The sequence below is a fragment of the Filomicrobium insigne genome (assembly GCF_900104305.1).
In the GTDB taxonomy this organism is placed as follows: Bacteria; Pseudomonadota; Alphaproteobacteria; order Rhizobiales; family Hyphomicrobiaceae; genus Filomicrobium; species Filomicrobium insigne.
The window spans coordinates 25115-46669 of record NZ_FNJC01000006.1 but is presented as its reverse complement, the minus strand read 5'-3'; the positions used below and the strand labels follow the sequence as shown (position 1 = coordinate 46669).

Sequence of the window (21555 nt, the reverse complement as noted above, 5' to 3'; positions counted from 1 at the left end):
CCAACCCGTAGCTTTAAATTCGCAGGCTTAGCGCCTGCAGGTGTTTATCGGCTGATAAGCCGACTTACTTGATCACGTAGGGCAGAAGGCCCAGAAAGCGAGCGCGTTTGATGGCTCTGGCCAGTTCGCGCTGTTTCTTTGCCGAGACAGCGGTAATGCGGCTCGGAACGATTTTGCCGCGCTCGGAGACGTAACGGCCGAGGAGACGGACGTCCTTATAGTCAATCTTTGGAGCGCTTTCGCCGGAAAACGGGCACGTCTTGCGGCGACGGTGGAACGGGCGGCGAGGTCCTGCTGCAGCCATTTCTTATTCCTCCGAGCCAGAGTTTGCTTGTTCATCGCGAGGGGGGCGCGGGCCGCGCGGGCCGCCTGGACGATCGCCGCGCGGTGGGCGATCACCCCGATCACCGCCACGGAAGCCGCCGCCTTCGCCACGTGGGCCGCGGAAGCCACCGCGGCCACCGCGTGAATCGTCGCGGTCAGACTTGCGCATCATCACGGATGGCTCGGTTTCATGCTCTTCGACGCGGATGGTCATGAAGCGGATGATGTCGGTCGATAGCCCCATGCGGCGCTCCATCTCAGCGACCACGTCATGGGGAGCTTCGATGTTGAGCAGCGTGTAATGCGCTTTGCGGCTCTTTTTGATCTTGTAGGCGAGGGCTTTGAGGCCCCAATACTCCGACTTGGCGATCTTTCCACCGCCTTCAGTGATGATGTCGGAGAATTCTTTTGTGAGTTGCTCGACCTGGGCGTTTGATACGTCCTGGCGCGCAAGAAAAATATGCTCGTATAGCGGCATACCGCTTCTGGCCCTTCTGTTTCTATGTTGTCAGTCCCGGCGCAAAGCCCCTTGCAGGCCCTGGCCGCTCGTTTGCGAGCGTGAAAGGCCCACCAGAGAAACCCACGAGAGCGGAGACACTGGGAAACAGGCAAATACCTCACGCCAAATACTCGGCGTTCCCATTCAGCCTCCAGCCGGAGCTGGTAGAGGGGCGGTTTATACATGGGTTTGGAGAAACATCAACTAATTTGCTTTGCAGCCCAGCGGACCTTTCGTCTTTATGAGGCGGGCGGGGGTGTCGGCGTTAGAGGCAGGTTTGAAGGAACCCGCGGGCGGCTGCAGCTTGACAGATCACGACTGCGCATGCCTTAAGCGCGGCCGGATATTAAACATTTCACAGGGCCGTGATGGCCCCAGCCCGAAGGAAGCTCGTTATTGTGACGGTTGCATTCGTATTTCCCGGCCAGGGCAGCCAAGACGTTGGAATGGGACGAGAACTTGCCGAAAACTTTAAATCGGCGGCGGAAGTTTTTGCTGAGGTGGACGAGGCACTTGGCGAGAAGCTCTCTCAGGTCATCTTTGAGGGCCCGAAGGAAACACTGACGCTTACTCAAAACGCCCAGCCTGCCCTTATGGCTGTGTCTATGGCTGTCATGCGGGTGTTGGAGAAGGACTTCGGCCTGAATCTGCGTGATAAGGTTCGCTATGTAGCAGGGCATTCTCTCGGTGAATACAGTGCCTTAGCCGCTGCTGGCTCCTTCAGTTTGGCGGATACGGCGCGTTTGTTGCGTCTTAGGGGGCTCGCTATGCAGGCGGCTGTTCCCGTTGGCCAGGGCGCCATGGCCGCTCTTCTCGGTGTTGGGCTCGATGTTGCGCAGACCGTTGCGGCGGAGGCTGCGCAAGGTGATGTTTGCCAAGTGGCAAACGACAATGAGCCTATGCAAGTCGTTCTGTCGGGCCACAAAAGTGCGATCGACAGGGTTGCGGAGATCGGTAAGAAGCACGGCGTGCGTCGTGCAGTGCCGTTGCCGGTTTCGGCTCCGTTCCATTGTGAGATGATGCAACCCGCAGCGGATGCCATGGCCGAAGCGCTGGCGCAAGTCGACATCAAGCCTCCGATGGTGCCTTTGATTGCCAATGTGCTTGCCGGCCCAGTCAATGAGCCTGCAGATATCCGCAATCTACTTGTCGAACAGGTCACCGGCACGGTTCGGTGGCGCGAGACTGTTACCTACATGGCAGAAAATGGAATCACCGAAGTCTACGAGATCGGTGCCGGAAAAGTGCTGGCGGGGCTCTGTGGACGTATCGACAAGTCGATTAAGGCTATGAGCGTCAGTGCTCCTGCCGATATTGAGGCGGCGCGGACTGCCCTTGGATTGTAAGGATTGGTCGCTTCGTGTACGCGCTGCGAGACTTCGAAAAAGGACGATTAGGACGTGATGTTTGATCTTACCGGCAAGACTGCCCTTGTGACGGGAGCAACAGGTGGAATCGGCGGGGCTATAGCCCGCGCGTTTCACGAAGCTGGAGCCGTGGTGGGGATATCCGGGCGACAGAAAGATAAACTTGAGGCTTTAGCGGCGGAACTCGGTGATCGCGTTCATGTTCTTCCTTGCGATCTCGCGGATCGCGAGAGTGTTGCCAAATTGGTTGACGACGCGATCGCAGCGATGGGGCGGCTCGATATTCTTGTCAACAACGCAGGGTTGACGCGAGACAATCTCTTCATGGTCATGAAAGATGAGCAGTGGGATGACGTCATCGCGGTCAATCTGACGTCGACATTCATGCTGATGCGTGCCGGGGCACGTCATATGATGCGCAACAAAACCGGGTATGGGCGGATCATCAATATCTCGTCCGTATCGGGTGTGTTCGGTAACCCGGGACAGGGAAACTATGCGGCTTCAAAGGCCGGCGTCATTGGTATGACGAAGTCAATGGCTCGCGAGGTTGCATCGCGCGGTATTACGGCTAACTGTATTGCGCCAGGGTTTATCAAGACGGCGATGACAGATGTGCTGAACGAAAAACAGACTGAAGAAATCGCCAAGATGATCCCAGCGCAGCGATTCGGTGAGCCAAGTGATATAGCCGCGGCAGCGCTCTATCTCGCGAGCAACGCGGGCGGTTACGTGACGGGACAGACGTTGCATGTCAATGGAGGCATGGCGATGCCCTAAACCGCTACCGTGCACTGCAGCGAATTTTGTCGCGATTTTTAAGGGTTGCGATCATCGAATTCGCAATTAGAAATGGCCTGCCGTCGTCGACTTTGTGTCGCTGGCCAATACAGGGGAAGTGTGATACCGAGCCGTCGCTTGGCGGTTTGACAGATGGGCTGAGACCGTGTTGGTCGCGAGGGGTTTTTGGAAGGTCTGAAGATCCAGACGACCGCGTGTGAACGGGTTGCGCTCTGCAGGGCGGTCGTACCGAGGATAGCAATGTCCCAGCCCAAAGTACGAATTCCGGGCTACAAAGCCTAATGATGAGCTAATAGGACAAGAGGATTTAAGATGAGCGATGTCGCAGAGCGCGTAAAGAAGATCGTCGTGGAGCATCTGGGCGTGGAAGCCGACAAGGTGACCGAGAACGCCAGCTTTATCGACGACTTGGGCGCTGACAGTCTGGATACCGTCGAACTGGTCATGGCCTTCGAGGAAGAATTCGGCTGCGAGATCCCTGATGATGCCGCAGAGCACATTCTGACGGTCGGCGATGCCGTTAAATTCCTGGAAAAGAACGCAAGCGCAGCCTGAGACGGCGCGATTGGGTTTTTTCGGTCGGATTTTATAGCGGGGTGGGGTGCGCCGCTCGTGTGCGAGGTTCCCCGCCCGTTAAGCTTACAAGGCCGTCCACAAGGCGCCTGTGCCACGCTCTATTCGCTTTAAGCGGGTGGGTATATTCATTCATAGGTATTTGCGTGGGCACCGGCATCGGTCTATTTGTCTGCCGGTTTTAGCGGCAGATTTTACGACAATCGGGTTATTCGAATATGCGCCGCGTTGTCATTACAGGACTCGGTTTAGTCACGCCGCTCGGCTGTGGTGTGGAGGCGTCCTGGTCGCGTTTGCTTCAGGGGAAGAACGGCGCACGCCGTATCGAGGAATTCGAAGTTTCGGACATTTCCTCGCAGATTGCTTGCTTCGTTCCCAGAGGTTCCACGGAAGATGGTCTGTTTAATCCAGACGATTGGATGGAGCCAAAAGAGCAGCGCAAGGTAGACGATTTTATCGTCTACGCTATGGCGGCTGCCGATCAGGCGTTGGCCGATTCTGGATATAAGGCGGATACCAAAGAAAAGCAGGAGCAATCCGGCGTTCTTATTGGTTCAGGTATCGGCGGGCTATCCGGGATCGCGGATACGTCGATCCTGCTCAAGGAAAAGGGGCCGCGGCGCGTTAGCCCATTCTTCATTCCCGGTCGTTTGATCAACCTGGCATCCGGCTATGTGTCGATCAGACATCAATTGAAGGGCCCCAATCACGCAGTCGTCACGGCTTGCTCGACGGGTGCGCACGCAATCGGTGACGCGGCCCGCCTGATCGCGCTGGGCGATGCTGAGGTCATGGTTGCTGGAGGCACGGAAAGCCCGATCTGTCGCATTGCGATGGCCGGATTCGCGGCCTGCAGGGCGCTTTCGACCCAGTATAACGATACGCCTCAAAAAGCTTCGCGGCCCTATGATAAGGATCGCGACGGGTTCGTGATGGGTGAAGGTGCCGGGATCGTTGTGCTCGAAACGCTAGAACATGCGCAGGCGCGCGGAGCACACATCTACGCCGAAGTCATTGGTTACGGCATGTCGGGGGATGCCTATCACATCACGGCACCGGCTGAAGACGGAGATGGCGCGTATCGGTGCATGAAGGCGGCTTTGAAGAAGTCAGGGCTGGCTGCGTCGGATATCGACTATGTGAACGCGCATGGTACATCGACACCTATGGGCGATGAGATCGAACTTGGTGCGGTGGAGCGGTTATTTGGCAATACGGCCGCTAAGCTAACGATGTCGTCGACAAAGTCTGCCATCGGGCATTTGCTCGGGGCTGCGGGTGCTGTCGAGGCGATCTTCTCGACGCTTGCCATTCGTGACAACGTCGCGCCGCCTACGCTGAACCTTGATAATCCATCGGTTGAGACTGCGATTGATCTCGCGGCGCATGAGGCCAAGAAGATCGAAATCAATACAGTTTTGTCCAACTCCTTCGGGTTTGGCGGTACCAATGCTTCTCTGATCCTGCGCCGAGTCGCGTAACTGCGTCTTCGCGCAGGTCAGCGTGTCGTCGTTGTCGGCAAGGATGTAACAGGTCCTGGACACTGTTTGCGTCTTGGTGCGTTTGTTCGACGTTTTGCCATATTTGACGCTAGGTTCCTCGCAACAATCTTTTCGCAGATTGGCAGGTTTCGCTCCTGTGATGCGTAAAGAGTGATATTTCGTTGGCGTATGTTCGGGGCCGACCAGCCTGACCAGGATACCGCTCGTAGAGATTTTCCGGGTCCTTTAGAAGGAGGGTAGCGTTTGATGAGCATGCGTCGCCTGGAACCGGAATTGCCCTCTAGCGGCCGATCAATCAGACCTCGCAGTCCTGCTGAAATGCTGGAACCTTCACGAGCTCCCGAGCGTCCACGTGGACGTAAACATCGCCGCGGCCGCAGTTCATTGAGCGGATTTGTGCGTGTGATCAGTGGTGTCTTGACCACCCTCCTTGTCGTGATGGTGGTTTTGGTCGGCGCCATGTTTCTGCTTAATCATCAGTTTGAAAGCCCTGGTCCGCTCGAGGTGTCGCGTACGATCGTGATTCCGAGAGGTGAGGGACGTATCGAGATTGCCACCCGCCTGGAGCGCGAAGGGATCATCGCCAACCGTTGGACCTTTATTATCAACCACCTCGTACGCAACGTGCTGAATGGCGAGCGGTTAGATCTGAAGGCCGGCGAGTTTGAGATTGAGAAGGCGGCAAGCATGCGCGCTGTTCTTTCCGAACTTTCGGAAGGACGGGCGATTGAATACAAGCTTACGATCCCAGAGGGGCTGACCAGTCAGCAGATCGTTGAGCGGATCAGGGCAGATACGAACCTAACCGGTGAGATCACCGCTATTCCTGCTGAAGGATCGCTGCTGCCGGATACGTATGCTTATTCGCGCGGAATGGATCGCCAAGCGTTGGTTGATCGCATGCGCGCGGAGCAACGTCGGGTTCTCATGGAAGCATGGGAAACAAGGCAGGCTGATCTGCCGATTTCTTCACCTGAAGAGGCTGTCATTCTCGCGTCGATTATCGAAAAGGAGACTGGTGAGCCAGATGAGCGCGATCGTGTGGCCGCAGTGTTTGTCAATCGCTTGCGGAAACGGATGCGGCTCCAGTCAGATCCGACAATTATCTATGGTATTGTCGGTGGTCAGGGTAGCTTGGGGCGACCGATTTATCGCTCTGATATCAAAGAAAAAACAGCCTACAACACGTATCATATTTCTGGATTGCCACCGACGCCGATATGCAATCCAGGGCGCGATGCAATTAAAGCGGCGCTGAATCCATCAAATTCAAAAGACCTTTATTTTGTCGCTGATGGCACTGGCGGGCATACGTTCTCCGAGACTCTGCAAGAGCATAACGAGGCTGTCGCAGACTGGCGGAAGATTGAGCGTGAGGCCCGCGCGAAGGCGAAGGCCGCTGCCGCTGAGAAGGGTGCTAATAGCTTGGATTCTGCTGAGGCATCGGATCAGGCCGATGCGAATGTTGCCGCGCAAGCTGCTGCGGCTGAACCCGGCACCGCCGCTGTGACGTTGCCGGTTGCAGGCGCGGTTCCTATTCCGGTGCGCAAGCCGCGGTGAGGCGCAGCGTCCCGAATTGGTGCGCATACGTATTATTTGTCATGTAAAAGTTTTTGTACGGCGGGGCGTGAGCTTGTTGCAGCGGTTGGAAGGGGATAAGTTCCCGCCGGGTTTAGCCGTTTTTTAGGGCGGTGCCTGTCTTGATCGTCAATCCTCAATAACCAGGCTCTAATTTCTCATGACCCTGAACAGTATGACCGGGTTCGCCCGGGCCGATGGCAGTAACGGCAACTCTTCCTGGTTCTGGGAAGTACGCAGTGTTAACGGCCGTGGGCTCGATTTGCGTATTCGTCTGGCGCCGGGGCTGGAAGTGCTTGAGCCTAAGGTTAGGGAAGCGATCTCTAAACTTCTCACCAGGGGCAACGTGTCGGCAACACTAACGATGCAGCGACCGACTAGTGACATTGAGGTGAGGCTCAATGAAGAAGTCGCGGCGCAGGTTATCAGGGCCTCCCGGCGCATGCAGGAATTGGTCGGCGGTGACATGCCTGATGTGGCTAACCTTATGAGCATAAAAGGTGTTCTTGAGGTCGGCGAGGTCGCAGTTGATGAAGAAGAGGTTGCGGCCCGCACAGCGGCAGTGTTTGCGACGCTGGGTGAGGCTTTGACGCAAGTGGCGCAAGCTCGCGGAGACGAGGGGGCTCGTCTTGCTCAAGTTATTTCTCAGCAGCTCGATGAGATCGAAGCGCTTGTCGATCAAGTTGAGCGTTCACCGTCGCGAAAGGTGGACGTGGTCAAGCAGCGACTTACGGAACTGGTCGCGCGTCTTGTCGAGACGGGGCAAGCATTAGATCCAGTGCGATTGCATCAGGAAGCGGTTATTCTGGCGACGCGGTCGGATGTAGAAGAGGAGCTGAAGCGCTTGCGCTCGCATGTGGCGGCTGCGCGAGATCTTTTGCGAAGTGGCGGTGTCATTGGTCGTAAGCTGGATTTCCTGGCTCAGGAATTCAATCGGGAAGCCAACACGTTGTGTTCGAAATCAAACGACGAAGGCATCACTCAAGCAGGGCTTGCCTTGAAAGTGCTCGTCGATCAGATGCGCGAGCAGGTGCAAAACATTGAGTGAGGGACCTGCGCAAACCGGAGACGCATCACTTGGACGGCGTGGCCTGCTGTTGGTGTTGTCCTCACCCTCAGGCGCCGGCAAGACAACGCTTTCGCGACGGCTGCTTGACGTCGAAGGCTCGCAGCTTTCGATGTCGATTTCAGTGACGACGCGGCCTCCTCGGCCTGGCGAGGTTGACGGACAAGACTATTGGTTTGTCAGCGAGAGCACGTTCACGGAGATGCGCGAGGGCGGCCGGCTGCTCGAATGGGCTCAGGTGTTCGGCAATCTCTACGGCACGCCTCGTGATAGCGTCGAGGCCATGCTGCGAACGGGGCACGATGTTCTCTTTGACATCGATTGGCAGGGTGCGCGCCAGCTCGCGGAAAAAATCGCCGAGGATGTTGTGCGCGTGTTTGTCCTGCCACCGACGGCAGCTGCGCTTGCGGAGCGTTTGGAGCGACGCAATCAGGATAGTGCTAGCGTTGTGGCCCAGCGCATGGCTCAGGCGGCTGATGAGATCAGTCACTGGGATGAATACGACTATGTGATCGTTAATTTCGACGTTGAGGAAAGCCTCGCAGAACTGCGTGCGATTCTATTAGCCGAGCGTGCACGCCGGCAGCGCTTGAAGGGGCTTCCTGATTTTGTAGCGAAGCTGCACAAGGATCTTGGCAAAGCCGTGTGAATAGATGCGGTTTAGACGGCGCGTGCGAGGCGTGTCAGCGCGGGGGGCCCGCGCCGGCATCAAAGGCCGCCGCGAGCTCGGCAAATTGTGCGACGGTCAATGCTTCAGCGCGTAGTTCGGGCGATATTCCGGTCTTGTGCAGGAGCAACTCCGGCATGGGTGTCAGTGTCTTCAGGCTTTGACGTAACATCTTACGGCGTTGTCCGAAGGCTGCGGCTGTGACGCGGGCCAGCGTTTGTGGGGAGCAGGAGGGAGTGGGGTTCTGCCGAGGTTCGAAGAAGACGACTGATGATGACACCTTGGGAGGCGGGGTGAAGGCTTCCGGCTTGAGGTTGAGTACGATACGGGGGCGCGTACGCCATTGCGCAATGACGGCAAGGCGGCCATAGGCCTTGGTGCCCGGTTCTGCAACGATGCGCTCCGCGACCTCTTTCTGAAACATCAAGGCCATGCGCTTGTACCAAGGTGGCCAAGGTTCTGCTTCGAGCCAGTTCGTTAGAAGCGCAGTTGCTACTCCGTAGGGAAGATTGGCAACGATGATTGTCTCGTCAGTATTAGTGTCTTCAAGAAGTTTTTGCCAGTTGACTTTGAGCGCATCCCCCTCATGCACGGCAAGACGGCCGGGATATCTGTCGGCGATTTCGGCAAGGGCTGCGAGGCAGCGATGGTCACGCTCAACGGCGACGACGCGGTGGGCTCCTTCCATCAGGAGGCCGCGGGTCAATCCGCCCGGACCGGGGCCGACCTCCACGACGGTACAATTTTCAAGCGGGGCGGCGGCGCGGGCAATTCTCCGCGTCAAGTTCAGGTCCAGAATGAAGTTCTGACCCAGACTTTTCTTTGCGATGAGGCCGTGTTTTTCGATGACATCGCGCAGCGGTGGCAGGTTATCGCTTTGGGCCGCTGCGTTCATTGATGTGCGTGGGGATGATGCTCTTGCGGATTTTTCGCTCACCGGTGAGGTCCCGCGGCTTCAAGCGAACGCTGAGCCAAGAACGCGTTTTCAGCGGACTTCATTGTGGTCGCCATGTGGATTGCTGCTATCAGGCTTTCGGGTGAAGCGCGGCCTTGGCCGGCGATATCGAATGCGGTTCCGTGGTCGGGAGATGTGCGGATGAAGGGTAGGCCAAGCGTTACGTTGACGCCGCGATCGAAGGCCAACGTTTTGATGGGGATCAAGGCTTGGTCGTGATACATCGCGACGGCAACATCATAGGTCTTCCGAGCTGCTTCGTGAAACATTGTGTCGGCGGGGGCTGGACCAGTCACGTTGATGCCCAGTGCGCGTAGGGTGTGGATGGCAGGCTTAATTGTCGATTGTTCTTCTGTGCCGATGCTTCCGGATTCTCCGGCGTGTGGATTGAGACCGGCAAGACGGATGCGGGGTGAATCTATCTCAAAGTAGCGTTCCAGGGCTTCCGCTGTGATCCTGACCGTTTCGACAATGAGTTCCTGGGTCAATGCCTGAGGGACGTTCGACAGCGGAATATGAATGGTAACTGGTACGACGCGCAACTCATCACAAGCTAGCATCATGACAGGATGTGTTTTGCTTCCGGGTTTCGCGCAGTCGGCGAGATAAGCGAGAAATTCGGTGTGGCCCGGATAGCTGAAACCTGAGGCATACAGCACGGATTTTGCGATCGGATTGGTTACGACCGCGGCCGCGGAACCGGCAAAGACAGCGGCGGTCGCTGCCTCGATAGATGTGATGACGGCTTGAGCGTTTTCAGGATCAGGGTCGCCGGGTGCAGCTGGTTTTGCGAGACTTATTGGAATGACTGGCAAGCCGCGTTCAAAGCTGTCCGTTGCCTCACCAGGATCTGCAACCGTTATGCATTTTGTGATGAGCCCGATGTCTCTCGCACGGGCCTCAAGCATGGCGGGATCCGCATAGATCGCGAATGGAGGTAAAGCGTGCTTGGATCGTTGCTCATAAGCGAGCAATGTGATCTCCGGGCCTATCCCGGCAGGATCTCCCATCGTGAGTACGGGAGGAGCCGGTGATGCGGGTCCACTATGATTTGTTTGCGACGGTGCGTTGATCACCTAGCGATACTCGATGTGCGCGTCCTGACGCAGGTCCTTCAGGTGACGCTCAGCGAGCACGTTGAATTCCTGCTGCCGCAATTCTTTTACAGCTTCGTCGCGCTGGGTTTCCTTTGCTTCCACTACCTTGCGGCCGCATAGCACCCAAAGCTCGATCCCTTCCGACCCAACTGTGGCGGGGAGCATTTCCCCATCACTCGCATTGAGTAGCAGCGTCCGCGTCGGTTCAGCGATGGTTGAAGCGGCCCGTGGGCCAATATTATCGAAACGTGTCGCGCCTTCGGATTTTGCGAGCGTTCCCGTCATGGAGCAGCCTTTGAAATTCTGGCGTAGCGCGCTGGCTTCACGCAGACGCCGTGCCACGACGGCTTGATCGACCTTGTCCGGCACGATGAGCACAATGCGTTGAAGGTTCAGTTCGGTCTGGTCTTCAGCCTGAACCTGGGAAACGGCGCGGTCCAGGTCGCGGTCCGTAATTGCGATCTGATGTCCAAACTGGCGGCGCACGACGTTTTGCCAGGACATCATGGCCTGAAATCTCGTGCGCATCGTATAAACATCGGTACCCATTTTCTTCATATGGGCCTCGAATTGCTTTTCATTCATTTTATTGCGTTCAGCCAAGCCGGCGATGATTTTATTGACCTCGTCATCTTCAGCCAGAACATTGAGCCGTTTGGCTTCTTGGAGCTTTAGACGTTCCTCGATCAATTCTTCGAGGGCTTTTTTGCGTAGCCCAGGCAGAACGCTTGCACGCGCGCTAGAGACGGCCTGTTCTTGTAAACCTTTGGCAAAGTCCTTTTTCTTCTGTTCGAAGATGGCCAGGATCTCTTCGCGAGACTTGCCCTGATTTGCTTTGATCGTGGTGTCCAGGATAGCCTTGAGCTTCGTGTTCGTGCTCTCAGCTTTGACAAGTTTTTTGAAATTTGCTTGCGCGCGTTCTTGTAGGCCGCCGACATTCATGGCCAGAAGCTTTTGGCGCAATTCGATTTCGTAATTCGTAATAGGTTCGTCGTTGACCAGAACGGCGATGCCTTGTGTGCGACTAGCGGTGACGTGTACCAGCGCAGCTCCGTGAGCCTTGGCCATGGCGCCAGATGCGCGCGCCAAAGCGGCGGGATCGGCGCTGACTGTGGAGGTCAAGGCAGCCCAGCTTCCGAGGGCGATCACGCTGCAAAGAGCCGAGCGGACTAAGCGCGGGCAGAAGAGACGGGATCGGGGCATCGCAATTGGCCTTGTTTTAAGCTCTCGAAGTAAGGGCGCAGCCCTATTCTGTCCGTTGGCTGTCATCCCGCAGATTGTTGAAGACTAACCATCAACCTCGGCGAGGGCATGGCGAAAGATCTGCAGCAAAATAGCATTATGCGCTTGAACGGCCAAGGGTTGCCATCAGTCAGCTGTGGAGCTGTGCCTGAGTTTCCCCGCCATCATAGCCCGGGACGCAAACCCCAAGCTCATGAGAGCTTATGCAAGCTAAGGTGCTGCCGACGCATACGAGATGCAACCGTTATTGCGGCGAATGCGGCGGCTGCTGATCGCCCATGACGTAGTCGAGCGCGTCGGTCTTATACTGGAAGTCGCCAAGATGCTTGAGTTCGAAGCGCAGGAATAGTGTGCGATCGGTGTCGATGTCGCGCAGAGGATCGTTGTAGAAGTTTTCGGCGTAGGTTGCGGTCAGTACGAAGCACTCGTCGGCATAGCGCAGCTGAATTGCGTCGCTCAGCACGAAATCATCATCAATGTCATAGCGAATGCGCCCGCGAACGCTCCAATTTTCCGTAAGTTGCACACCCAGCGAGCCAGAAATGTCTTGCTGGTCGTCGTCGCTGTAGCCGCCGCTAAGAGGATAGTTACTAAGGTTGGCTGTGTCCGGCGCATATGTGTAGGTGGCGTCGCCAAAGAACGGCCCAAACCTGGCAAGAAGCGCAGCGTCCTGACGACGTAACGCTAAGTTATTGTCGTCAAAGCGGCTTTGAGAGATCAAACGGAACGCATCCGTTGGTGCCAAGTATAGCCCGACCACATAATCCGACTCGCGGGTCTCAAGGCCGCTATTCGGATTGAACACGGGGTTGCGCTCGCTAGGCGGTGCGTTTGGATCGACGTATCCAGGGTTGGCGAAGGGGTTGTCGCCTGCGAGTTGAAAGCTTTGACCTGCGAGAAGCCGAGCATATCCCCCAGTATTAGCCTGGAACGTATACTGGACGCCGACGTTGGCGCGCGTACCGGTTTCGACACGGTCATAGCCGGAGAACTTGTCGAAGAGGAATAGGGTGGTGTCGTCGAACACCAAGCTCTTGGCATCTTCATCAGGCAACTCGCGCTGCGGCACGCTGGCTGTGCGCGCGATGATCTGACCGATCGGCTCGACGGTGTGGGTTGCGTTGAAACCGCTGGCGATCCAGGGGTACGACACGGTGGCGCCCGCAGCGGCAACGCCGCGCGCGATTGATTCATCGGCTACCGCCTCACCAGTTATCGGATCAATGTAGTTGTTGATCTGGTAGAGATCGCCGCGCAGGTTGGCGAATGGCGTGTAGGTGATGCCGAGGTTGTCGATTAGCTTACGACGCCATGTCACTTCCGAAATGGCACGCGTCATGTCCTGCGAGCTTGTGCCGTCGACATGATAGTCGCCGCGCGAGAAGCTGAGGAAGTTGCTATCGACTTTGAGTTCACCGCCAAGGATCGGGTCGGCGAAGACATAGTTGTGGTCGATGATCGGGTGAACGCGGCTTTCCGACTGAGGCGTGTCCTCAAAGGTCAAGCCACCGAAGTGGTACAAGTTCACACCGAAATAGTTGCGGTCTGACTGACCTTCCATGAACACGCGGTTCACGCGATCGGTCAGCAGGATGCTGTCGAGTTGATAGAAGCGCCGGAAGGAGTCGTCGCTTTCCAGAGTGATATCCCAGCCGCCGCGCCACCAGCTTGATAGCGAGAACAGGCCTTTTGTTTCGAGACTGCCGCGGAATCCATCGAGATCTTCGCACCTGCCCCGGTCGGCGCGGATCGAGTCGGGAAGATCGCCGCAGTTCTGATCGATCGCTGCGAACTTGATATTGTACTGACCGTTCGCCAACCGATGGCGGAAATCACCCTGCCAGAGCACACCCTGCTTGGTCATGTACCGAGGATGGAATGTGAAATCGTAGTTCGGTGCCAGGGCGAAATAGTACGGAACCGAGGTCATGAAGCCCAGGTCGGAAGAAGTTCCGTAAGTTGGCATCAGGAAGCCTGAGCGGCGCTTTACCGATGGATCTGCGTGCTGGAAGTAGGGCAGATAGAAGATCGGTTGGCCAAAGATCTCAAACTGAGCATCCTGGTATGTGATGGTTGCCGCTTGCTGATCATGAATGATCGTTTGGGCGGAGATACACCAAAGCGGCGGCGATCCTCCGTCTGTCCGGCACGGCGTGAATTTGGCTTCGTTGAATTCTGTGATGTTGCCTTCGCGGCGCGTCGCGCGTGCAGCAGCGATGCGCGTGTCGTCTTTTGCGACGACGCTGAGCGACTGCACAAAGCCATCGCGGAAATCATCGGTTAGCGTGTAGCGGTCGGCACGGATTATGTTGCCATTAGGTTCTTTGAGCACAACATTGCCAACCGCTGTTAGCGTGTTTGCGCTCTGATCGTAGGCAACTTCGTCGGCCGTTAAGATGTAGTTGTTATAGTAGATCTCGACGTTGCCGCGGGCGATGACCGTGTTGCCCGAATTGTCATAAACCAACTGGTCGCCCTGGAGATACAAAGGCTGGGAGCGATCAATTTTGGTCGATGGCATGAGGCTGGATGAATTACCGAACGTCGGTGCCGGTGCCGCGTGTTTCTTGAAGCCATCGCTCTGAGCGGCGGCTTCGTGGCTGAACGACAGGCAAGCGAACGCCGTCGCGGCCGCTAGAGCCACAGCACATGCCGATAGTCGGTTACGGATGGGCGCAACGAATGCCGAGGGAATCGCCGAGCGAGCAGGACCGCGGAAAAGCCGCCGGTCTGCCTTCTCTGCGCGCCCCCTGCCGCAAACGCTTTGCGGTTTCCGCGCTCGACGCATCACTCAGCCGTCCTCCTGGTGCAAGAGCACCGTCAACGAAACCAAGATCACCAAAACAACCGGCAACCAAACTGCCGCCCAAGGCGGCACTAACCCCGCGGCGCCGATTTGTCGTGAAACTTCAGCAAGCAAGAAGAAACCCAATCCCCCTACCATTCCGGTGACGACCATAGTCTGGATGCCGCCTGATCGGAATGACCGCAACGACACAGTCGCCGCCAAAAGCACCATCGCAAAGCACAAGAGTGGCCTTGACAGGAGGAGTTCGTACTGAATGCGCAGGGTTGTGGCTGAAAGTTTTGCTTTTTCAGCGACTTCGATGAGGCCAGGGAGCTCCCAGAAGGAGACGGAAATAGCCGTTCCGAGAGCGTCCTGAACGCGATCCGGTGTAAGGTATGTGGACACCATGTAGAAATCGTATTTTTGCGGCTCTCTCCCGACGCCGGAGACCCACGCATCGCGAAGCTCCCAGTACCCTTCTTTGAGATCAGCGCGGGCTGCATCGATGCGTTCGACGAAGCCGCCATCATTGTCGTAGACGAACACGATGACGCCGGTCAGCGTAAGCCCCTGATTTGAGGCCCGGACGGCATTGATCACGGATTGTCCGTCAATGCCGTTCTGACGAAGCCATGATTCACCCGATTTGGCTCTTAAGAGATTGACGTCTCTTCCAAAAGCGTCCGCGAAAATCGCTTCCGCCTTTTCGCGCGCTGCGGCTGCCAACGGATTGTAGAGGGTCGTTGCAAAGACGCCCAACGTGACAGCCACGATGAAACCAGGCAGCAGGAATTGCCAGACCGACATGCCGCCGGCGCGCATCACAGCGAGTTCGCTTTTGCGGCTCAGTTGCAGGAGGGCGGCGATGGATCCCGTCATGATTGCAAACGGTAATAGGAACTCGGTGTACGCCGGTAATCGGAGAAGCGCCATCCATGCCAACAGCCAAGCGGGAACGCTGCCGTATTTTCCCGCTTGGCGAAGCAACTCGACAAAGTCGATCATGAAGATGAGTGCGCTACACAACAAAAAGGTGCCGAGGATGGTCGTCAGGAACCAGCGTCCGACGTACCAGTTTAGTGTGGCGGTTCCGATCCCCACGATGATCAACGGCTCCTAGATGTTGCGGGGCCTGGGCCTGCCGGCTGCGGTCGTGCCAAGCGGAGGCGGCCCAGCAAGCTCGTGATGACAGTGCCAATAGCGGTGGTCACCACGTCTCGTAGGCTCTCCAGGCGAGAAGGTCCAGCGCGTGGGCGGGCGTTGTGCACGACAAGAGCGAGCGCGGCAATACAAGCGAGGATTGGAAGTGCGTAGAGCAGCGGGATGAAGACGGGATTTAGCGCTACGAGATTGTTGACCGCGAGGCCGCCCATACGGACGCCGGTGGCAGCAACAAAACCTAGGATTACGCCCTCAGTGCGGTTCTGTCGTGTTGATTTCGCCTGACCTACGGCAGCCAAGGCTATGAGTACGAAGGCGATGGGATATAGCGGGTTCGCGAAGCGCTCGTGCAACTCTGCGCGGAAGAGCCCTGGTTGGGCGTGGTAGGTTTTATCGTCGGGCGCTGGATTGAGAAGCTCGTCCAGATAGCGCTCGCGCGGCTTATAATCGACGTGAGAAGGCTCGTTCTCGTCGAGCGCAGCGAGATTGATGGCGTATTTTTGAAATTCGATGATCTGAGCTGCGTCGCTATCTTCAGCCCGTCGCAGAATGTGGCCGTCCGTCATGACGAGGAACGCACCCGACTCCTGTTTCACGATCTGACCGACTTCGGCGAGATATGCCTGAGATAGCTTCTTGTCGCGCGTATCGTTGATGATCAGGCCACGCAAATCGCCGTTCGGGGTGCGTTCGCGGATATGGAACGTCAGGCCTTTTTCGGCGGTAGAAAAGCGTCCAGGTTGAATAACTTGTGTTAGCAGATCGGTGCGGACCTGGATGATGTATTCACGCAGCAGCCGGAGGCTCCACGGCATGCCGATGTGATTGACGAACCCGACCGCCATCGTAACTAGCAACGCGAGAGCGATGAGGGGCCTCGCAGTTGTCCACACAGTAGCGCCGGAGGCCGTCAGCACGATCAACTCACTGTCGCCGTTCAGCCGGTTCAGTGTGTGCATGACAGCGATCAGCATCGCGAACGGTGCGATGATTGCCAGCAGGTTGGGCAAGGCCAGCGTCGTCATTTTCAGCAATAACCAGCCGTCCTGGCCTTGCGAGGTGACGACGTTCAACTGCTTGAGCGCCAATGCGATCCAGACGATGCCGCCCAACGACAGCAGAATCAGCAGCAACGCGCCCGCAGCTTGCCGAAATACGTATTTGGAGATGATTGACATCTATGTTTTGGCTTTAGCTGTGGCGTCAGGGTAGAGCAGTTCCGTGATCCTGCTTATGAGAGACTCTATGCTATCAACGGGAAGCTGGTTCGCTCTCATAGCACGGTGGCGGAAATTCGGCTGGTGGTCCGTGCGCTGTTGAATGTGTGCTCATAAGTGTCCTCGCCGGGCTTATTTCAGCCGGAAAGCGGCCAAAATTGCTGAGAATCTAGGTTAATATCACTTGGCGGGCGGCTAGCGGCTTGATCGAGCCGTGCGGGTGACTAATCTGCGGCTATTCTAATCCCTTCGGAGCCCAATCGACGCTTGGCGTGGCGCACGCCTCACCGGCCCAATACGGATCTCGCGTAAGTGACCATGTATCCGGACCGCAAGCCCCAGCGTCTTCTTCTGAAGCTGCAAATTCGTCAAACCCTGAATGGAGCCAGCTAATGCCCGCCAAAAAGGCACCCGCGTTCGAGATTACGTTTGCGCCCTTGAAAGCCGACCGCGAGAACGTCACCTGCTTCCTGGTCGCCCGTGATCTTGTTTTCTCAGAGGTCGGACGTGAGGCAAACGAAGACGCATCTGGCGGTCTGGAAAAAGCGGCTAAGGCGGCAGCTTTCTCAGGAAAAGCCAAAACGACGGTGGAAGTGCTTGCGCCTCACGGACTTAAAGAGACGCGGGTCATTTTGCTCGGTGTTGGTGATCCGGCCGATGCCCGTGAAGATGACTGGGTGCTACTGGGGGGAACTGCAGCTGGGCAGATCCTGTCGCGTAAAGCCAAGTCAGCAAGCATCGTTGCACAACTCGACGCCGATGAGCCCAGCGCCGTCGATTTGGCTGCGAACCTCGCATTCGGTGCTCAGTTGCGCCACTACAACTTCCGCAAATATCAGTCCAAAGCAACGAAGGAAGACGAGGGCGAGGACGCTCAGGCCAACGGGTTGGAAAAACTCGTCATTCATTGTGCTGAGCCCAAGAAGGCGGAGAAGACATTTGCTCGCCTAAAGGGAATTGCGGAGGGTGTGCATCTCGCGCGGGATCTCGTCAATGAACCAGCCAATGAGCTTGGCCCGGTTGAGTTTGCCGATCGCGCGCAGGCTCTTGAGGATGTGGGCGTTAAAGTCGAAGTGCTCGACGTTGACGATCTCAAAAAGCTGAAAATGGGCGCGTTGCTCGGCGTCGCTCAGGGCAGCGAGCGGCCGGCTCGGGTTGTCGTGATGCGTTGGCAGGGCGGCAAGAAGGATGCTCCGCCCGTGGCGTTCATCGGAAAGGGCGTTGTCTTCGATACGGGCGGTATCTCCATCAAACCCGCTCAGGGCATGGAAGACATGAAGGGCGACATGGGCGGTGCGGCTTGCGTCGTTGGCCTGATGTACGCCTTGGGTGCGCGCAAAGCCAAGGTGAACGCCGTCGGTATTATCGGCTGCGTGGAGAATATGCCGTCGGGCACCGCTCAGCGTCCGGGCGACATCGTGCGCTCGATGTCCGGTCAGACCATCGAGGTGTTGAACACGGACGCCGAAGGCCGGCTCGTGCTGGCTGATGTCCTCTGGTATGCGCAGGAGCGCTTCAAGCCAAAGCTCTTGATTGATCTTGCAACGCTGACTGGCGCCATCATGATCGCGCTGGGTAAGGAATATGCGGGGCTCTATTCCAACAATGATGCGTTGGCGGACAACCTGCTCAAAGCGTCCAAGGAGACGGGTGAGAAGATCTGGCGGATGCCCTTGGATAAGGCTTACGACAAGCTCATCGACTCTAAAAACGCGGATGTGAAGAACCTGGGCGGTCGCTGGGCGGGGGCGTGCACCGCAGCACAGTTCATTCAGCGCTTTGTCAAAGACAAGGACACGCCTTGGGCGCACATCGACCTCGCGGGCACGGCGATGGATTCTTCGCGCAATGCGATCAACCAGAGCTGGGCATCCGGTTGGGGTGTGCGTCTGCTCGATCGGTTTGTCGCCAATGAGCATGAGGGCTAAGGCCTCAATCTGATCGTTCGCTGGCGGGAGGGGTTTCACCGTCCGCCAGCAACTTTTTTAACGCACTGTTAAGCTGCGTTCATATTTCACCATTTTCCATAATATATATTATGCGAATGAGTTTCGAGGTTGCTCGACAATAGCGGTTTTTCGTGCGTAAGGGGATTTCTCGCCTCGATGGCCGGAGATTGTCCGGAACGTGGATTAACCTTTCTGCGCTTTATCTTGAGCGAGATCATAGGGAAGTGGCCCGCCGGCGGCTAAGTGTCACGAAGACGAGCTGATACGGGAGGCTCGCACGTGGCACGAAATCGGCGTTATGTCCTGGGCTTTACGGTTCTTCTGCTTGCGAGCGTGGCTCATGCGCTTGGCGTGCGTGCGCTCGCCCTCGACTGTCCAGGGATTCCGATTGAGGTCTCTGGCAGTTCTGACGTTGAGGGTAGGGCGGTATGTGCGTCTGCCAAGCGTGCGAACGCATTTTTCGAATATTGCGGACTGCCGCAGAAGCGCAAGCTTCGTGTCGAGATCTTAAGTGAGGTCATTCAGCCGTTTGGGTTGCCGGTTATCGCCCTGTTCGATGCCAAACGATGGCGCATCCAGATTTCGACGTTTGAGGCGATGCGGACAATCCTTCTACCTGGCTCTGCATATCGCCGGCTTCCTCTCCGCGATGTATACGACAGCCTTGTTGTTCACGAAGTTGCGCATGCGGTTTTTCGCGAGCACATCGGGCATCGGAATCTTCCGATCGCAGCGCATGAGTATGTGGCCTATGCGGTCCAGATAAACTCGATGCCAACAAAGACTCGTGATCTGTTCCTGTCGACCTTTCAAAGGCCTACATCGCTTGATGTTGAGATGTTCAACGACATCTACCTAGCGATGGCGCCATTGCGCTTCGGAGCAAACGCGCACCGACATCTCTTTCGACATGGGCAGTCTTGCGAGATGCTCAGCAAGATAGTTGCAGGGCGTGTTGTGTTTTCACAGGAACTCGAATGATTGTGCCACTGTGATAACCAATTCAGCTCTCGATGAGAGCGTGAGGTTGTTTCTTCAGGGCGAGGCCTCTTCAAGCCAACGAACGGCCTCGGCGATGAGGACAGCGTAGATCGCGATGACGAAGCCGCTCAGGACATTCACGCTGACGAGCGTTCCAGCAAGTTGCGCAGCTTCGGGGCTCATGAAGCCTGAGAGTGCCAGCACGATCATGGCATCGAACTTCTGCTTGAGGACGAAGAGAACCTCGCTGGCTTGAGAGATGCTCGGTTTGGCGGGAAGGTCGAATACGATCGTCATGCCGATATCGGCAAAGCTCTTAGTGGGAAGGAAGGAGAGGGCAAACGAGAAGAGGAGCCCGAGAGGGGCTGCCAAACGGAAATAACCCCAGCGGGAAGGTTGTGCATTGAGCGAGATCGACAGGCGTCGCAATAGACTCGATCCAGCAAAGATGGAAACGCCAAAAAAGATCGCGACCCAGAAGAGGCGTTCCGGATCCGTTCCGGAAAACGTAATCAGCGCCATTAGTCCTGCCAACAATGCTTTCACAATGGCATCGATAAAAGCCATCAGTCGCGCGAACAGAGCGTGGCCAGAAAATCCTTTGCCAAAATAGAACGGTAACTCGTGTCTCAGGCGTGCATGTTCCAGCACTAAGCCAAAGGCGAGTGTCAGACCGGCCGTAAGGGCGGCAAAAGTAAGCGGATGATGCAAGCCCAGCCAAGCGGCCGCAGCGACCAAGGCGATTTCGAAGGCCAGTATAGCGACGTTGACGATGAACCTCAGGACGATCATACCGGCCTCATAGCGCAGGTTTTCCGACTTGTGCCCGAACATGCTGCTGACACCCAGCCGCACATCCACAAGGTGTTCTTAGACTAACTTCGTGGGAGCTGTTGTGAATAACGACGAGGCCGGAAAGAAGACGATCGGAGATCTGCTCGTGGTGATGGCGGCGTTGCGGACACCCGTAACGGGATGTGCTTGGGATCTCGAGCAGGACTTTGCTTCGATTGCTCCCTACACGCTTGAAGAAGCGTACGAGGTTGCGGATGCGATCGAACGAGGAGACCTCGTAGACCTCAGGGAAGAACTCGGCGACCTCTTGCTTCAGGTTGTCTATCACGCGCGTATGGCTGAGGAAGCTGGTGCATTTGATTTTCATGATGTGACGGACGGCATCACTCGCAAGATGCTGCGGCGACATCCCCATGTGTTCGGAACTCCTGCCGAGCGAGCCGTGGGCCTGCAGAAGGGTGCATGGGATCGGATCAAGGCTGCAGAGAAGGCGGAGAAGGCCGCAGCAAAGGGAGATGACGCTAATGGCGAGACGGGTGGTCTTTTGGCCGATGTTCCCTTGCCGCTACCGGCTCTTCTGCGTGCGGTGAAGTTGCAGAGCAAAGCTGCGAAGGTGGGCTTTGACTGGCCGAGCCTTAAGCCGGTGTTCGATAAGATGCGTGAGGAACTCGCTGAGCTCGAGGAAGTGGCGTTGCCACACGATCCTCGAGGGGAGGGAGAAGCTTCACAAGAGCAATTGCCCGAACGTGTTCGCGAAGAATTCGGGGACTTGCTTTTTGTCATGGCGAATGTCGCGCGGCATTTGAATGTCGATCCGGAGGATGCGCTTCGCGCAGCGAACGAGAAATTCAGCCGACGGTTTAGGTATATCGAACAGAGACTAGCGGAGCGCGGGAAGAGCCCATCCAGTAGTGATCTCATCGAGATGGATGCACTTTGGGATGAGGCTAAGGACCAGGAGCGCAAACCGACTACTGGATGAGAGATGAGGCT

General features: G+C 56.7%; 19 protein-coding genes. 10 read left to right on the top strand and 9 right to left on the bottom strand.

What is annotated here, in order from left to right; all coding sequences use genetic code 11:
• Positions 1–64 precede the first annotated feature (64 nt).
• Together rpsR and rpsF are read right to left on the bottom strand one after the other, a co-directional pair.
• Complete coding sequence (gene rpsR, locus BLS30_RS17165; protein WP_046478567.1) at positions 65–304, bottom strand: 30S ribosomal protein S18; 240 nt, start codon at positions 302–304, stop codon at positions 65–67.
• A 3-nt stretch (positions 305–307) separates the two neighbouring features.
• The gene (rpsF, locus tag BLS30_RS17160; RefSeq protein WP_046478568.1) at positions 308–802 is read right to left on the bottom strand and encodes a 30S ribosomal protein S6; all 495 of its coding nucleotides are present in this window, start codon (positions 800–802) and stop codon (positions 308–310) included.
• 419 nt (positions 803–1221) lie between these two features.
• On the opposite strand from rpsF, the gene fabD reads away from it, so the two are divergent.
• The 7 genes from fabD (at position 1222) to gmk (ending at position 8359) form a co-directional block, all read left to right on the top strand.
• Positions 1222–2169, top strand: coding sequence for an ACP S-malonyltransferase (gene fabD, locus BLS30_RS17155; protein ID WP_090230663.1), 948 nt, complete (start codon positions 1222–1224; stop codon positions 2167–2169).
• A 57-nt stretch (positions 2170–2226) separates the two neighbouring features.
• Positions 2227–2970 carry a 3-oxoacyl-[acyl-carrier-protein] reductase gene (gene fabG, locus BLS30_RS17150; RefSeq protein WP_090230661.1) on the top strand — a complete coding sequence of 248 codons (744 nt, stop codon included), beginning with the start codon at positions 2227–2229 and terminating at the stop codon, positions 2968–2970.
• Positions 2971–3303: 333 nt separating this feature from the next.
• Complete coding sequence (locus BLS30_RS17145) at positions 3304–3546, top strand: acyl carrier protein (protein ID WP_046478571.1); 243 nt, start codon at positions 3304–3306, stop codon at positions 3544–3546.
• 236 nt (positions 3547–3782) lie between these two features.
• A complete protein-coding gene (gene fabF, locus BLS30_RS17140) occupies positions 3783–5045 on the top strand; it encodes a beta-ketoacyl-ACP synthase II (RefSeq protein ID WP_090230658.1) in 1263 nt (420 codons plus the stop codon).
• A 267-nt stretch (positions 5046–5312) separates the two neighbouring features.
• The gene (gene mltG / locus BLS30_RS17135) at positions 5313–6626 is read left to right on the top strand and encodes an endolytic transglycosylase MltG (protein WP_090230655.1); all 1314 of its coding nucleotides are present in this window, start codon (positions 5313–5315) and stop codon (positions 6624–6626) included.
• Between the two features lie 178 nt (positions 6627–6804).
• A complete protein-coding gene (locus BLS30_RS17130; RefSeq protein ID WP_046478574.1) occupies positions 6805–7692 on the top strand; it encodes a YicC/YloC family endoribonuclease in 888 nt (295 codons plus the stop codon).
• Complete coding sequence (gene gmk / locus BLS30_RS17125; RefSeq protein ID WP_046478575.1) at positions 7685–8359, top strand: guanylate kinase; 675 nt, start codon at positions 7685–7687, stop codon at positions 8357–8359. The genes BLS30_RS17130 and gmk overlap by 8 nt, the downstream gene beginning before the upstream one ends.
• Positions 8360–8393: 34 nt before the next feature.
• Here the strand turns inward: gmk and rsmA are convergent, their stop codons facing one another.
• The 6 genes from rsmA to lptF all read right to left on the bottom strand — a co-directional run bounded on the left by rsmA (position 8394) and on the right by lptF (position 16798).
• Entirely contained in the window at positions 8394–9272 is an 879-nt protein-coding gene (gene rsmA, locus BLS30_RS17120) for a 16S rRNA (adenine(1518)-N(6)/adenine(1519)-N(6))-dimethyltransferase RsmA (protein WP_090230652.1), read from the bottom strand.
• 38 nt (positions 9273–9310) lie between these two features.
• The gene (gene pdxA / locus BLS30_RS17115) at positions 9311–10408 is read right to left on the bottom strand and encodes a 4-hydroxythreonine-4-phosphate dehydrogenase PdxA (protein ID WP_342027558.1); all 1098 of its coding nucleotides are present in this window, start codon (positions 10406–10408) and stop codon (positions 9311–9313) included.
• The gene (locus BLS30_RS17110) at positions 10409–11551 is read right to left on the bottom strand and encodes a SurA N-terminal domain-containing protein (protein ID WP_160298716.1); all 1143 of its coding nucleotides are present in this window, start codon (positions 11549–11551) and stop codon (positions 10409–10411) included.
• 364 nt (positions 11552–11915) lie between these two features.
• On the bottom strand, positions 11916–14459 hold the full coding sequence (locus BLS30_RS17105; RefSeq protein WP_090230648.1) for an LPS-assembly protein LptD: 2544 nt from the start codon (positions 14457–14459) through the stop codon (positions 11916–11918).
• 3 nt (positions 14460–14462) lie between these two features.
• Positions 14463–15560 (bottom strand): LPS export ABC transporter permease LptG, encoded by a 1098-nt coding sequence (lptG, locus tag BLS30_RS17100; RefSeq protein WP_244464919.1) that lies wholly within the window; start codon positions 15558–15560, stop codon positions 14463–14465.
• A gap of 5 nt (positions 15561–15565) precedes the next feature.
• On the bottom strand, positions 15566–16798 hold the full coding sequence (gene lptF, locus BLS30_RS17095) for an LPS export ABC transporter permease LptF (protein WP_046478580.1): 1233 nt from the start codon (positions 16796–16798) through the stop codon (positions 15566–15568).
• 431 nt (positions 16799–17229) lie between these two features.
• On the opposite strand from lptF, the gene BLS30_RS17090 reads away from it, so the two are divergent.
• Positions 17230–18765: a leucyl aminopeptidase gene (locus BLS30_RS17090; protein ID WP_090230645.1), complete on the top strand. Its 1536-nt coding sequence runs from the start codon at positions 17230–17232 to the stop codon at positions 18763–18765.
• A 300-nt stretch (positions 18766–19065) separates the two neighbouring features.
• A complete protein-coding gene (locus BLS30_RS17085; protein WP_046478582.1) occupies positions 19066–19767 on the top strand; it encodes a DUF6639 family protein in 702 nt (233 codons plus the stop codon).
• Positions 19768–19821: 54 nt separating this feature from the next.
• Here BLS30_RS17085 and BLS30_RS17080 read toward each other — a convergent pair whose 3' ends face one another.
• On the bottom strand, positions 19822–20601 hold the full coding sequence (locus BLS30_RS17080; RefSeq protein WP_244512516.1) for a hypothetical protein: 780 nt from the start codon (positions 20599–20601) through the stop codon (positions 19822–19824).
• A gap of 61 nt (positions 20602–20662) precedes the next feature.
• Between BLS30_RS17080 and mazG the strand changes: the two genes are divergently transcribed.
• A complete protein-coding gene (gene mazG, locus BLS30_RS17075) occupies positions 20663–21544 on the top strand; it encodes a nucleoside triphosphate pyrophosphohydrolase (protein ID WP_280140646.1) in 882 nt (293 codons plus the stop codon).
• Positions 21545–21555: the final 11 nt, after the last annotated feature.

Bases quoted from the DNA above. Each gene is read 5' to 3' on its own strand.
- rpsF (WP_046478568.1), bottom strand. From the start codon at position 802: ATGCCGCTATACGAGCATATTTTTCTTGCGCGCCAGGACGTATCAAAC.
- fabF (WP_090230658.1), top strand. From the start codon at position 3,783: ATGCGCCGCGTTGTCATTACAGGACTCGGTTTAGTCACGCCGCTCGGC.
- rpsR (WP_046478567.1), bottom strand. From the start codon at position 304: ATGGCTGCAGCAGGACCTCGCCGCCCGTTCCACCGTCGCCGCAAGACG.
- BLS30_RS17145 (WP_046478571.1), top strand. From the start codon at position 3,304: ATGAGCGATGTCGCAGAGCGCGTAAAGAAGATCGTCGTGGAGCATCTG.
- lptF (WP_046478580.1), bottom strand. From the start codon at position 16,798: ATGTCAATCATCTCCAAATACGTATTTCGGCAAGCTGCGGGCGCGTTG.
- mltG (WP_090230655.1), top strand. From the start codon at position 5,313: ATGAGCATGCGTCGCCTGGAACCGGAATTGCCCTCTAGCGGCCGATCA.
- BLS30_RS17105 (WP_090230648.1), bottom strand. From the start codon at position 14,459: ATGCGTCGAGCGCGGAAACCGCAAAGCGTTTGCGGCAGGGGGCGCGCA.
- fabG (WP_090230661.1), top strand. From the start codon at position 2,227: ATGTTTGATCTTACCGGCAAGACTGCCCTTGTGACGGGAGCAACAGGT.
- BLS30_RS17090 (WP_090230645.1), top strand. From the start codon at position 17,230: ATGCCCGCCAAAAAGGCACCCGCGTTCGAGATTACGTTTGCGCCCTTG.
- BLS30_RS17130 (WP_046478574.1), top strand. From the start codon at position 6,805: ATGACCCTGAACAGTATGACCGGGTTCGCCCGGGCCGATGGCAGTAAC.
- rsmA (WP_090230652.1), bottom strand. From the start codon at position 9,272: ATGAACGCAGCGGCCCAAAGCGATAACCTGCCACCGCTGCGCGATGTC.
- BLS30_RS17080 (WP_244512516.1), bottom strand. From the start codon at position 20,601: ATGTTCGGGCACAAGTCGGAAAACCTGCGCTATGAGGCCGGTATGATC.